Source organism: Amycolatopsis sp. NBC_00345 (assembly GCF_036116635.1).
Taxonomy (GTDB): domain Bacteria; phylum Actinomycetota; class Actinomycetes; order Mycobacteriales; family Pseudonocardiaceae; genus Amycolatopsis.
This window is the reverse complement of record NZ_CP107995.1, coordinates 2,311,865-2,323,771: the sequence shown is the minus strand read 5'-3', so window position 1 is coordinate 2,323,771 and position 11,907 is coordinate 2,311,865. Positions and strand designations below refer to the sequence as shown.

The following is an 11,907-nucleotide window of genomic DNA, read 5'->3' as shown; positions in this document are numbered from 1 at the left end:
GTTCATGCGGATCGTGCAGACCAGCGCGGAGACCACCATCGGACGAAACCCCGGCCAGGTCTACGAATTCGTCACCACACCGGCCAACTGGGTCGGCACCCACCCGGTGACCGCGGCGGTCGAAGGCGCCACGCAGGCACCCGCCGCAGCCGGTGCCCGGTGGATCGAAGTCATCCGCCCGCCCGACGACCCGACGGGATTCCGCACGGAGTGGCTCGCCACCCTCGCCGCGCCGGGCCACACCTGGGTGATCGAAACCGACCGCCTCCTCACCGCGGGCGTCCGCTGCCAGATCGCGTACACCTTCACCGACCATCCACAAGGGACATACTTCCGCCGCGACATGTCGGTACTGGTCGACGACACCGCGGACGTCGAAGAGTCCATGCTCGCGAATCTGTCGGACGGATCGGCGCACGAGGGGTACCTGGAGGCGGTGAAAGCAGTCCTTGAGCGGTGAACCGGGACCGCCGGGCCGCCGGTAGGATCGCGGACATGACCGAGGTGGGGCCGAGACGGCGCGGCAGGCCGAAGAACGGAGCCGCGCCGGCGACGGAAGACCGCATGCTCGCCGAGGCGCTGCACGCCTTCGCCGTCCACGGCTACCAGGGCGTCTCGGTCAGGGATCTCAACCGCTCGCTGGGGGTGAGCCACAACCTGCTGCACCAACGGTTCGGGTCGAAGGACGGCGTCTGGCACGCGGCGGTCGACTGGGGCTTCGGCGGTCTGGTGGCCGAGCTTGCCCAGGCCGACGACGCCACCGCCGATCCCGAGGTCCGCCTGCGGACCATGGTCCGTACGTTCGTGAGCTTCTCGGCGCGCAACCCGGACCTCCAGCGGGTGATCACCAGCGAAGCCGGACAGCAGAGCGAACGGCTCGACCACCTCCTCGAGACCTTTGTCCTCCCGGTGCTGACTGCCTTCGCCCCGCTGTACGGCGAACTGGTCGAGTCGGGCCGGCTCCGCGACGTGCCCGCCAACACCCTGTACTACCTGATCACCTCGGGCGGCGGGGCGATGTTCAGCCAAGAAGGCATGACCCGGCGGCTGTTCGGCGACTCGCCTTTCGAACCCGCCGCGATCGAACGGCACGCCGAAGCCGTCGCCGACCTGATCATCGAAGGACTCCGGAAACCGGCATCCGCCGAGGAACCGTGATCCGAGACGCACGCCACGGAAGATTCCGGTCCTCGCGGCGGTCAGGCGATCGGCCCCAGAACCGGTTGTGAGTCACGGATGACGTCGTCGCTGGGGGTGGTGCCGGCCAGGGCCCGGTCGCGCTGGCGGCGGCGCAGTTCGAGGTGCGCCTCGGCGGGTTTGTCGTAGCCGTAACGTTCGCGGGCCTCGGCCGGGGTGAGTACCGCGGGGTTGACGGCGGGCACCCCGGCCAGGGCCGGCGCCGCCACCGGGAACGTGCCGGGCGAGAGGAAACGCAGCAGCCGCAGCTCCACCCGGCGGTTGACGTGCAGGAGCCGGAAGACGGTGCGGGCGCCCGGCGTGATCAGGGCGTCGACCAGGCGTGACTGGTGGATGCCCACTGCCTCGCGCATCCAGCGGGGCATCGTCGCCAGGGTGGCGGCGCGCAGCGCACGCGAGACCAGCTTCGCCAGCGGGCGGGCGAAAGCGGGCACCGGCGGCAGCGCGGCTTCGCCATTGAGCAGGTGGTTCATCGCGTTGCGCGCGTATTCGGAGGCCGACAGCTGGGGACGCATCCGCTCGAAGTAGGCGCGCACCCCTTCGCTGTCCCGCGGCACGTCGGCCGGGTCGCAGGTCTGCAGCTCCGCTGCCACCGCGCACTCGGCCCAGTACCGCGCGTCCTCTTCCGGGGTGAGCTTGCCCGGCCCGTACTTCTCGTAGGAGTGCAGGACGGAATGCCAGCCGGTGAGCAGGATCCACAGCTGCGACCGCGGGTCGTTGGCGTCGTAGACCGCGCCGCTGTACGGCTCGATCCCGACCGCCCGCGAGTGCACCTTCACCAGCACGTCCGCCACCTTCGAGGTGGACCGGCTGTCCCCGAAGGCCACCATGGCGAAGTACCGCACCGTGCGGTCGTAGCGGGTGCGCGGGCGGTCGTAGATGCCGTGCGTCTCCGTCACGGCCGCGACCAGCGCGGGATCCATCTCCTCCACGACGACCGCGCGCTGCAGGCCGACCGTGAGCGAGGTCGGGTAACCCCACACCTTCCAGGTGATCGAGCCCGGCCCGAAGAACCCGTAGTCCTCGGCAGGCGTGACGTCCTTGCTGCGGCTCATCCCAAGCTCCTTCACGCAATCCAATTACTACGCTCGCGTAGCATTATCCTACGGTACCGTAGTTTTCCTGTCCACCAACCCGAGGAGGAACGCGGTGCCCACCAGCTCAGCCGAAGGCCGCAAACGCCGGGCCTACGCGCCCCGCGTGCCGGCGGAACAGCGGCGCGCCCAGCTGCTGGACGCCGCGCTGCACCTCGTCGCGGCCCGCGGCCACACCGCCGTGACCATGGAGGCGGTCGCCGAGCAGGCCGGGGTGACCAAGCCCGTCGTCTACGGGATCTACGCCAACCGCGCCGAACTGCTGGACGACCTGCTCCAGCGCGAGGCCGGGCAGGCGATGGAGCAGGTGATGGCGGCGCTGGACCTGGAACCGGCCGCCGGCCCGCCGGACGTCGGCGACGCGCTGGCCCGGACCCTGGACGGCTTCCTGTCCGCCGTGCGCGCGACCCCCGACCGCTGGCTCTGCGTCGTCATGCCCGCGCCCGGGATGCCGCCGGAGTTCCACGCGGCCCGCGACCGCGCGCGCACCCTCGTGCTCGGCCGAGCCGAAGGACTGGCCCGGGGATTCCTCGGCGCGCTGTCCGCCCCGCCCGAGCTGGACCCCGAGATCGTCGCGCACACCCTGGTCGCGCTGTTCGAGTCGGCGGCCCGCCTGGTGCTCACCGACCCCGACCGGTTCCACCCCGAACGGATCACCGCCTCGCTGCGGGCCGCCGTCGGGCTGGCCCTGCGCCGGACGTCGGACGCCTGAGCCCGGCCGCTCAGACCAGCTGCACGTCGTCGAGGCGCCATTTGCCGTCCTGCTTGAGCAGGGTGAGCTGCATGCGGTTGCGCTCGACCCGGGGCTGCGGGCTGTTGGTGTTGGTGATGGTCTGGTCCACCGCCAGCAGGACCACCGCGCGGTCGCCGGTCGCCGACACCATCCCGGCCTGCACCAGCTTGCTCTTCGACACCGCCTTGTACTGGGCCAGCACCCCGGTCAGGTTGTTCGTGACCGCCTGGTACTGCTGGGTGAAGTTCGGCGTGGAGTTCGCCGCGACGGTCTTGAAGTTCTCGGCGATCTTCCCGTAGTCGTAATCGGTCAGGTCCGCGGCGTAGAGCTTCGCCGCGTCCGCCGCCTCGCTGCGGTCGGATTCGAGCTGACGCTGCTGGTACCACTGCCATCCCGCGAATCCGGCGGCACCGAGCAGCACGAGCGCGACGAGACCGGCGACGATCACGCGGGGCCGCGGCCACCGGCGTTTCGCCGGCGCGGCCGGAGGTTCCCCGGCCTCGTCCGCCGCCACCGGTTCCACAGTGGACACCGGCTCCGCGGTGGGCATGGAGTCCACGGTGGACACCGGCTCCTCGACCGGCTCGGCCAGGACCTCCGGCCGCGGCCGGGGACTGGGACTGGGCTGGGGACTGAGCCGCGGGCTGGGCGAAGGCACGACCGGAGCCGCCGGTTTCCGGCCGGCCACCGCCCTCGTCCGGGTTTTCACCACACCGGTGGCTGCCTTCTTCATCATCGCGCTCCTTGGGAATAGAGGGTTGGCCACGAGCCGGTGCCCGCGGCGGGCGGGGGTCCGGCCGGCCCGGGGTCCGGGCGGGGTGCGTTCGCGGCGCCCCGGACGCCGAAGCCGCCGGTCTGGCCGCCGGTGCACCCGTAGTCCAGCCCGGGATCACGCGGGGCGGTGTCGGTCGGCGTGCGCCGCTGCGCCGGGTAGTAACAGAGCCCGCCCTGGGCCAGTACCAGGGTGAGCACCGCGTGGTCGCCCCGTCCCGCCTTCGCCAGGTCCGAGAGCCCCTGGGGCACGGCCGTGAGCAGCTCGCCGAGCGCGTCGGTCCGGCTCGCCACCAGTTGCAGAGGCGACACGAGGTTCGCGAGCAGCACGCTCACGCCCTGCTGGTTGTCCCGCAGCAGCGGGACGAGCTGGTCGAGCAGGGCCGGGGCCTTTTCCAGCAGCGGCGTCGCTTTCGGTTCGAGGCCGCGGAGTTCCGCCGTCAGGTGGCCGAGCGAGCTCACCAGCGCGGGCAGGCGGTCGCCCGTGCCCTGGCCCAGGAAGGAGCCGGCCCCGGTCAGCAGCGTGGTGACGGTCGGCCGCATCCGGCCCAGCTCGGTGGTGATCTGCTCGCCCCGGTCGATCAGGGACTCCGCTTGCGGCGCGGTGCCGGCGAGGCCGGCCGACAGTTCGTCGGCGATCGTGGTGAGGTCTCCGGGGTCCACGCTGCCGGTCACCTTGACCAGGTTGGCCAGCAAGGTTTCCAGCGGCAGCGCCCGGACGACCTGCCCGGCCCGGATCACCCCGCCGTCGGCGAGGTAGGGGCCGCGGTCGTCGGCCGGGCGCAGGTCGAGATGCTTGAGCGCGACGGCGGTGTCCTGCGTGACGGCGACGGTGGCGCTGGCCGGGACCCGCAGCTTCCCGTCGATGCTGATCCGCACGTCCGCGCCGAGGCCGTCTTCGCGCAGCCGCACCGCGTCGACGGATCCCGCGCGCACCCCGTGGTAGGTCACCGGCGCGCCCGGCGAGAGACCGCCGGCGTCGGGCATCTCCACGGTCACCGAGGTGGCGGCCCGGAACTGCGCGGGCCCCACCGCGGTGACCGCGAGGTAGGCGGAGCAGAACCCGCCGATCACGACGAAGACCGCCAGCTGCACCCAGGGCAGCCGCCGGTTCACCGGGTGCCGCCCAGGAACAGCCCGCTGAGGTCGCCGGTGACCCCGGAGCCCAGCGCCGACACCGTCGCCGGGCTGAACAGCGAGACCAGCGAACCGGGCACGTCGAGGGTGAGCCGCATGTCGAGGTAGTCCCCCGGGACCGCGTTTTCGAGCAGCCCGGTCACCGTTTTGAGCTTCCCGAGCGTGTCGCCGAGGTGGCCGCTGAACCCGTTCAGCGCGTCCAGCACCGGGCCGAGGTCGCGGGTCATCCCGGCGACCGTGTCCTCGGCCCGGCCGAGGGTGTCGTTCGCGCTCTTGGCCAGCGGGGTCAGCCCCGCCAGCAGCGCGTCGAGCGAGCCCTGCTCGCCGCGCAGCATCTCGATCGCCGGGGTGATCTGCCCGAAAGCCTGGTCCAGCACGGCTTTGTTGTCCGCGGCGAGCTTGCTCAGCCGGTCGATCGAGCCGAGGGCGCGGGTGAAGTCGGCCGACCGGTCCTCGAGCGTGCCGAGGATGCCGTCGGCCCGCGAGAGCAGGTCCCGGACCTTCCCCTCGCGGCCGGACAGCACGGTGTTCAGCTCGGTCACGATCGTCCTGGCATGCTCGAAACCACTGTTGTCGAGCACCGTGCCGAGCGTGGCCAGCGTGGTTTCTACGTCCGGCCCGCGCGTGGTGTCGGCGACCGGGATGGTTCCGCCCGGGGCCAGGAACCCCGCCCCCGCCTCGGCCGGCGGCTGCAGGTCGACGTACTGGTCGCCCAGCGCCGTGCTCAGCTTCAGCTCGGCGCGGGTGCCGTCGGCCAGCCGCACGTCCTGGCGCAGCCGCAGCGTCACGTGCGCCGTGAAGTCCTCCGACCGCATCGCGACGACCCGGCCCACCTCCGCCGGGCCCAGCTTGACCTGCCCGCCGACCGGCAGCCCGGAGGCGTCCGTGAACACCGCGCTCAGCTCGTAGGAGGGCCCGTCGACATCCCGGCCCAGGTCGAGGTTCTGCAGGCTCACCCCGCAGCCGCCGACCGTGGTGGCCACCAGCGTCACCGCCGCGCAGTAGGCGATCTTCCTCATTTCGCGCCCTTCGAGACCGGCAGGCCGAGCGGATCGCCCGCGTCCGGCGGGAAGGCGATCGGGTTGACCAGCCCGGCGCCCGAGCACAGCGGGATCGGGAACTTTTCGCACAGCGCCCGCCCGGCCTCGAACTGGCTGAGGTTGGTGGAGAAGTCCAGCCGGACGCGGAGCCGTCCGTCGGGTGAGATCGCGTTGCCGAGGTTCTGCCCGGCCAGGGGGAAGGTGTCGAGGATCTCCGCGAGCTGCTGCTGCCGCCGCGCCAGGTCGCCGGCGAGCGTGCCGGCCAGCGTGACGTCCTCGGTCAGGGTCGCCCCGTGGTCCTTCAGCAGTTTCGCGAGATCGTCCATCGCCACGGAGAGGTCGCCGATCGCCGACGCGACGGCGTCCTGCTGCCGCCCGAACTCGTCCGCCGCCAGGTTCACCGACGCGGTCACCGAGTCCACAGCGGACTTGTTCTTGTCCAGTGTGGACACCAGCCCGCCGAGGGTGTCCAGCAGGCCCGCCACGTCCGGCAGCTGCCCGGCGGCGAACCCGCTGCTCTGGTCGATCCGGGTGACCGCGTCCTTGAACTCCTGCCCGTGCCCGGCCAGCAGCCGCGCGGTCGAGTGCAGCAGCTCGCCCAGCGGCGCGCCCTGGTCCGCGGTGCCGGGGGCGAACGTGGTGAGCAGGGTGTTCAGCGAGCTCATCAGCTGGTCCCAGTTCACCGGCGAATGCGTCCGCCCGGCCGGGATCACGCCGCCGTCCGGCATCCGCGCGCCGTGGGTGTAGGCCGGGGTCAGCTCGACGTACCGGTCGCTGATCACCGCCGGCGACATGACCCAGGCCTGCGCGTCCGCGGGCACGCCGGTGCCCGCCGGCAGGGACAGGGTGACCCGGACCCCGGCGCCGTCCGGCTCGACCGCGCCGACGCTGCCCACCGGCACCCCGAGCACACTGACCTTGCTGCCCGGGTAGATGCCCTCGGCCTGCGTGAACTCGGCGACGACCGTCGTCTGCGGCGCCGGCCGGAGCAGCAGGAAGCCGCCGGCCACCAGCAGGCCGCACACGCAGAAGAGGCTCACCACTTTCGCCGCCGCGCTCATTTGCACCCCTTCACCAGGCCGGCCAGGCACAGCACGTTGTCGGGCACCGGGCCGGCGGGGCCGAGGGTGTCGAGCCACGGGCCGTTGCCCGTGGCGTTCGCCAGGTACCGGCCGGTCGGCGCGAGTTCTTCGACGGTCCGGTCCAGCTGCGCGCGGTTGTCGGCGAGGACGCGCAGTGCGCGGTCGAGCCGGTCCAGGAGCGGGTCGAGCAGCGGCCGGTTGGTGTCCAGGAAGGACCGGATGCTGCCGCTCGTGGCCGAAACCTGGCTGATGAGCGTGTTCAGCGTGTTCTTGCGCCGGACCAGCGCGCTGGTGATCAGGTCGGTGTCGCCGAGCAGCCGGACCAGGCTGTCCTGCTGGCCCGCCAGGGTGCCGGTGACCGCCTTGGCGCCGGCCAGGAGGTCCTGGAGCTGCCGGCTGTACTTGTCGAACACCGCGGTGGCCGCGCCGACGCCCTGCAGCGCCTCCCCTGCGAGCCGGGCGTCGGGCGCGTTGGCCTGCAGGGTGGTGATCATCGTGCGCAGGCCGCCGAGGTCCAGCCCCTGGGTGGTCGCGGCGGCGGACCGGCCGAGGTCGTCGAGCAAGTACGGCACCGAGGTCCGGGCGAGCGGGATGGTGCCGCCCGGCGCCAGCGGCGGCCCGCCGGCCGGGTGGACGTCGAGGTACCGCTTGCCGAGCACGGTCTGGATCTTCACCGCCGCCGTCGTGGCCGTGCCGAGCGGCTGGTCCCGGTCGAGCCGGAAGCCGATCCGCACCCGGTCGCCCGCCAGGGTGATCGCGGCGACCCGGCCCGCGGGCACCCCGGCGATCAGCACCTGGTCGTCGGCGCGGAGCCCGGCGGCGTTGGCCAGCTCGGCGGAGTACTCGGCCGTGCGCCCGTAGAAGACGAGCTGCGGCAGGCCGATGGTGACCGCCAGCGTGACCAGCAGCAGCGCGATCCCGCCCCCGGCCAGGCGGGCCGGGTCCCGGTGCCGGAACGGCGTCCTCATCGGCACACCGCCGAATGCGGGCCGGCGCCGAGGTCGATGGTGGCCGGGCCGAGGTTGATGCCCAGGCCGCAGAAGTAGACGTTGGCCCAGGCCCCGTACCCGAGCACGGTGTCGAGCTTGCCCAGCGCTTTCGGCAGGTCGCCCAGCGCCTCGGCGATCGGGCGCTGGTTCGTCACCAGCGCGCCGGAGAACTCGTTGAGGGCGGCGATGTCCCGCTGCGCGGCCGGCTGGGCCGCGCGGACGAGGTCCGAGACGGTCGCGGACAGCTCGGCGCCGCTGTCCAGCGCGTCGGTGATCTCCTGGCGGTTGCCGGCCAGTCCGTGCACCAGCGCACCGAGCCCGCTGACCAGGTCCTTGAAGTCCTGCTCGTGCCCGATCATCGTGTCGAGCACCGGCTGCAGGTTGGCCAGCACCCGGCCGATCACCTGGTCCTGCCCGGCGAAGGTCCGGGTCAGCGAGACCGTTTTGGACAGCAGTGCGTTGATGGTGGGCCCCTCGCCCTGGAAGACCGCGACGATCTCCTTCGCCAGCTGGTTCACCTCCGCCGGCTGCAGCAGCTGGAAGACGGGCTTGAACCCGTTGAACAGCGCCGTGAGGTCGAGTGCCGGTTTCGTGCGCTCCAACGGCACGGTCGCGCCCGGCGGCAGCGCACCGGCGTGCCCGCCACCCGCGGACAGCGCGATGTACCGCTCCCCCAGCAGATCGGCGTACCGGACCGCCGCGGTGACGTCGGCGGGCACGGGCTGGTCGTCGGTCACCTCGAAGGACACCACCGCGACGCCGTCGCGGGCCTTCACCGCGTCCACCTGGCCCACCCGCACGCCGGCGATCCGGATGTCGCTGCCCGGCCGCACCCCGGCCGCGTCGGTGAACAGCGCGGTGAACCCGGTGGCCGCCTGGCCGAGCGGCCGGGTCAGCGTGTTCGTCACCAATACCGCGCAGAAGACGCAGACCACGGCGAACGCGCCGAGTTTGACCAGCGTCCGGATCAGTTCGCCCCGCCTCATGGCACCAGCACCTCCGCACCGCGCAGCAGCGGGCCCGCGAGCAGGCCGAGCAGCCCGTCCCGCGAGGCGGAAGCCGGGGCCGCGTCCGGCAGCCGCGCCGCGAACGCCCTCAGCGCGGCCGCCTCCTGCTCGCTGCCGACCGGGCCGGACGTGCCGCCCGGCGCGGTACTATCCTTTGTGGACGCACCGTTCGGCGGCGGCTCCTTTTCGGGAACATCCTTTTGGGACACTGTGCAGTTCGGCCCGGTCAGCTCGCCGTACCGCGGGCAGTCGGCTCCCGTGTACGGCCGGTTCCCCTCGAAGGTCACGTCCGATTCGGTCGACAGCCACGGCCCCTGGCTCAACGGCCCCGGCAGGGCGGTCAGCAGCCGGTCGAGCCCGTCGTGGAGGTCGCCGAGCCCGGAGGCGTGCTGTGCGGTGGTGCCGAGGACTTTCCCGCCGCTGTCGACCATCTTGATGATCCGGTCCTGGTTGCCGTCCAGCAGTTGCCGGGCCTGATCGCTCAGCGCAAGCCCGCCGCTGAGCAGTGCTTCGATGTCTTCGCGGTGCCCGGTCAGGTGTTCCGAGAGCACCGTCGCGTCCTTGAGCGCCTGGATGCCCTGCGGCGCCACGTCGCTGAGCCGGCTGCTCAGATCGGATACGAAGCCCAACGTGTCGCCGAAGGTCTTCAGCAGGGCGGGGGCCTCGTCGGTCAGGTCGTGGGCCTGGTCGATCAGGCGGCCGAGCCGCGCTCCCCGGCCGTCCAGCGCCTCGCTCACCGTCGCCAGGGCGGCGGTGATCCTGGCCGGCTGCAGTGCTTGCAGCACACCGTAAAGCCGCGTGTAGGCGGTGTACAGCGCGACGGTGCCGGCCGAGTCGTCCGGCGGGATCGGCGCCCCGAGGTCCAGGTGCCCCGACGGGACCTCGGGCGGCACCAGGTCGACGTACTGGTCGCCGAACAGGGTGCGGGGCAGGACCCGGGTGCGCACCCCGGCCGGGATCCGCCCCGCCTGCCCGGGCGAGAGCCGCAGGACCAGCCGGGTGCGGTGCGCGTCGCCGCTCGCCGATTCGACCGTGCCGACTACCACGCCGCGGTATTCCACAGTGGACCGTTCGGCGATCCCGGCGCTCTGCGGCGGCAGGTCCGAAACCACGCGCGGATCGGTGTTCAACGCCCCCGCGCCGTACGCGATCACGAACCCGATCAGCGCCGCCGCGGCGATCAGGCCCAGAATTCCGCGCAACGCCATCATTGGCCCGCCCCGAGGCCGGGAAGCGTCGGGAAGACGCCCCAGAAGGCGAAGGTGGCCAGGATGTCGGCGACCATGATCAGCACGATGCTCGTGCGCAGGGCCCGTCCGGCCGCCCGGCCGACGCCTTCCGGGCCGCCGGAGGCGTGATAGCCGTAGTAGCAGTGCACCATCGTCACGATCATCGCCAGCAGCAGGGCCTTGCCGAGGGAGAGCGCGATGTCCTGAGGGGGCAGCACGAGGTGGAAGTAGTAGTCGTAGGTGCCGCCGGACTGCCCGTTCACTTCGACCACGACGAAGCGGGTCGCGACATAGGAGGCGAACAGGCCGACCAGGTACAGCGGGATCACCGCGACGAAGGCGGCGACCATCCGCGTGGTCACCAGGAACCGCAGCGAGCGCACGGACATCACCTCGAGCGCGTCGATCTCCTCGGCGATCCGCATCGCGCCCAGCTGTGCGGTGAACCCGGTGCCGACCTTGGCGGCCAGCGCGATCCCGGCCACCACCGGCGCCAGCTCGCGCGTGTTCACCAGCCCGGACATCGCGCCGGACACCGGGGAGAGCCCGACCAGGTCCAGTCCGCGGAAGCCCTCCAGCCCGATCTGGGAGCCCGTGACGAAGCTCATCGCGAACACGACGCCGACGGCGCCGCCCCCGGCCAGCAGCGTCGCCGAGCCGAAGCTGATCTCGGCGATCAGCCGCACGATGTGCCGCCAGTGCCGGGTGACGGCGACCGGCACGTCCGCGATCGCCTTGGCGTAGAACGTGAACTGGGCTCCGCACTCGGCGAGCGCCCGGTGGACCCGGTGCGCCGGCCGGCTGAGCCTGCGGGTCAGCGGGAAGACCATCAGGCCCCACCGTCCGGCGGCGCGATCAGCGCGTACAGCTCGCCGATGCCGATATTGGCGATGAACACCAGCAGGAACGCGAGCACCACGGCTTCGTTCACCGCGTTGCCGACGCCCGCCGGCCCGCCCTTCGCGGTGAGCCCCTTGAAACACGCGACACCGGAGGCGAGCAGCGCGAAGACCGCCGATTTGACCAGTGAGACAACGAAATCCGACAGGTGCGCGAAGTCCGTCATCGTGCCGAGGAAGCTGCCCGCGGCCACGCCTTGGCCGCTGACCTGGAACACGAAGCTCACCGTGATCCCGAGGGCCATGACCAGGGCGTCCAGCAGCATCGTGACCACCACCGCCGCGAGGACCCGCGGCAGCACCAGCCGTTCGAGCACCGGCAGCCCCATCACCTCGAGGGCGTCGGTCTCCTCGCGGATCGTCCGGGCGCCGAGGTCCGCGCACATCGCGGACCCGCCGACCCCGGCGATCATCAGCGCGCAGACCAGCGGCGCGGCCTGGCCGACGACCAGCAGCCCGACCACCGCGCCGCTGTAGGCCTGCGCGCCGATCTGCGCGGTGAGCGAGCCGACCTGCGCGGCGACCGCCACCCCGAACGGGATCATCACCAGCACCGAGGGCAGCGCGGTCACCCCGGCGAGGAACCACATCTGCCCCACGGCCTCGCGCCAGGCGAACCGGCCGAGCCGCACCGCCCGCCAGGCCGCGACGACGGCGTCGGCGCCGAAGCCGAAGAGCACGCCGACCTCGGTCACCGTGCGTCCACGCGGCGGTGCGGTCATGCGTCCT

Annotated in this window: 13 protein-coding genes; 3 read left to right on the top strand and 10 right to left on the bottom strand. The window is 72.3% G+C overall.

All coding sequences use genetic code 11. From position 1 onward, the window contains the following. Positions 1-4 precede the first annotated feature (4 nt). Together OG943_RS10295 and OG943_RS10290 are read left to right on the top strand one after the other, a co-directional pair. A complete protein-coding gene (locus OG943_RS10295; RefSeq protein WP_328609491.1) occupies positions 5-460 on the top strand; it encodes a hypothetical protein in 456 nt (151 codons plus the stop codon). Beyond that, entirely contained in the window at positions 457-1,158 is a 702-nt protein-coding gene (locus OG943_RS10290) for a TetR/AcrR family transcriptional regulator (protein WP_328609490.1), read from the top strand. Before OG943_RS10295 ends, OG943_RS10290 begins: the two co-directional genes overlap by 4 nt. Before the next feature lie 41 nt (positions 1,159-1,199). On the opposite strand, the gene OG943_RS10285 is transcribed toward OG943_RS10290, so the two are convergent. After that, positions 1,200-2,252, bottom strand: a complete 1,053-nt coding sequence (locus tag OG943_RS10285; RefSeq protein ID WP_328609489.1) for an oxygenase MpaB family protein — start codon at positions 2,250-2,252, stop codon at positions 1,200-1,202. 94 nt (positions 2,253-2,346) lie between these two features. On the opposite strand from OG943_RS10285, the gene OG943_RS10280 reads away from it, so the two are divergent. Continuing rightward, positions 2,347-3,003 carry a TetR/AcrR family transcriptional regulator gene (locus tag OG943_RS10280; protein ID WP_328609488.1) on the top strand — a complete coding sequence of 219 codons (657 nt, stop codon included), beginning with the start codon at positions 2,347-2,349 and terminating at the stop codon, positions 3,001-3,003. A 10-nt stretch (positions 3,004-3,013) separates the two neighbouring features. Here the strand turns inward: OG943_RS10280 and OG943_RS10275 are convergent, their stop codons facing one another. The 9 genes from OG943_RS10275 to OG943_RS10235 are packed head-to-tail and all read right to left on the bottom strand — an operon-like array spanning position 3,014 to position 11,900. After that, positions 3,014-3,757 (bottom strand): hypothetical protein, encoded by a 744-nt coding sequence (locus tag OG943_RS10275; RefSeq protein ID WP_328609487.1) that lies wholly within the window; start codon positions 3,755-3,757, stop codon positions 3,014-3,016. Continuing rightward, on the bottom strand, positions 3,757-4,911 hold the full coding sequence (locus tag OG943_RS10270; RefSeq protein WP_328609486.1) for an MlaD family protein: 1,155 nt from the start codon (positions 4,909-4,911) through the stop codon (positions 3,757-3,759). The genes OG943_RS10275 and OG943_RS10270 overlap by 1 nt, the downstream gene beginning before the upstream one ends. Beyond that, a complete protein-coding gene (locus tag OG943_RS10265) occupies positions 4,908-5,951 on the bottom strand; it encodes an MCE family protein (RefSeq protein WP_328609485.1) in 1,044 nt (347 codons plus the stop codon). Before OG943_RS10265 ends, OG943_RS10270 begins: the two co-directional genes overlap by 4 nt. Next, entirely contained in the window at positions 5,948-7,033 is a 1,086-nt protein-coding gene (locus OG943_RS10260) for an MCE family protein (protein WP_328609484.1), read from the bottom strand. Before OG943_RS10260 ends, OG943_RS10265 begins: the two co-directional genes overlap by 4 nt. Then, the gene (locus OG943_RS10255) at positions 7,030-8,022 is read right to left on the bottom strand and encodes an MCE family protein (RefSeq protein ID WP_328609483.1); all 993 of its coding nucleotides are present in this window, start codon (positions 8,020-8,022) and stop codon (positions 7,030-7,032) included. Before OG943_RS10255 ends, OG943_RS10260 begins: the two co-directional genes overlap by 4 nt. Next, positions 8,019-9,029, bottom strand: coding sequence for an MCE family protein (locus OG943_RS10250; protein ID WP_328609482.1), 1,011 nt, complete (start codon positions 9,027-9,029; stop codon positions 8,019-8,021). Before OG943_RS10250 ends, OG943_RS10255 begins: the two co-directional genes overlap by 4 nt. Beyond that, on the bottom strand, positions 9,026-10,261 hold the full coding sequence (locus OG943_RS10245; RefSeq protein ID WP_328609481.1) for an MCE family protein: 1,236 nt from the start codon (positions 10,259-10,261) through the stop codon (positions 9,026-9,028). Before OG943_RS10245 ends, OG943_RS10250 begins: the two co-directional genes overlap by 4 nt. Beyond that, positions 10,258-11,109, bottom strand: a complete 852-nt coding sequence (locus OG943_RS10240; RefSeq protein ID WP_328609480.1) for an MlaE family ABC transporter permease — start codon at positions 11,107-11,109, stop codon at positions 10,258-10,260. Before OG943_RS10240 ends, OG943_RS10245 begins: the two co-directional genes overlap by 4 nt. Beyond that, complete coding sequence (locus OG943_RS10235) at positions 11,109-11,900, bottom strand: MlaE family ABC transporter permease (protein ID WP_328609479.1); 792 nt, start codon at positions 11,898-11,900, stop codon at positions 11,109-11,111. The genes OG943_RS10240 and OG943_RS10235 overlap by 1 nt, the downstream gene beginning before the upstream one ends. Positions 11,901-11,907 lie beyond the last annotated feature (7 nt).

Coding starts and splice junctions, on each gene's coding strand:
- OG943_RS10240 (WP_328609480.1), bottom strand. CDS start 11,109: ATGGTCTTCCCGCTGACCCGCAGGCTCAGCCGGCCGGCGCACCGGGTC.
- OG943_RS10295 (WP_328609491.1), top strand. CDS start 5: ATGCGGATCGTGCAGACCAGCGCGGAGACCACCATCGGACGAAACCCC.
- OG943_RS10265 (WP_328609485.1), bottom strand. CDS start 5,951: ATGAGGAAGATCGCCTACTGCGCGGCGGTGACGCTGGTGGCCACCACG.
- OG943_RS10275 (WP_328609487.1), bottom strand. CDS start 3,757: ATGAAGAAGGCAGCCACCGGTGTGGTGAAAACCCGGACGAGGGCGGTG.
- OG943_RS10250 (WP_328609482.1), bottom strand. CDS start 9,029: ATGAGGCGGGGCGAACTGATCCGGACGCTGGTCAAACTCGGCGCGTTC.
- OG943_RS10260 (WP_328609484.1), bottom strand. CDS start 7,033: ATGAGCGCGGCGGCGAAAGTGGTGAGCCTCTTCTGCGTGTGCGGCCTG.
- OG943_RS10285 (WP_328609489.1), bottom strand. CDS start 2,252: ATGAGCCGCAGCAAGGACGTCACGCCTGCCGAGGACTACGGGTTCTTC.
- OG943_RS10245 (WP_328609481.1), bottom strand. CDS start 10,261: ATGATGGCGTTGCGCGGAATTCTGGGCCTGATCGCCGCGGCGGCGCTG.
- OG943_RS10255 (WP_328609483.1), bottom strand. CDS start 8,022: ATGAGGACGCCGTTCCGGCACCGGGACCCGGCCCGCCTGGCCGGGGGC.
- OG943_RS10235 (WP_328609479.1), bottom strand. CDS start 11,900: ATGACCGCACCGCCGCGTGGACGCACGGTGACCGAGGTCGGCGTGCTC.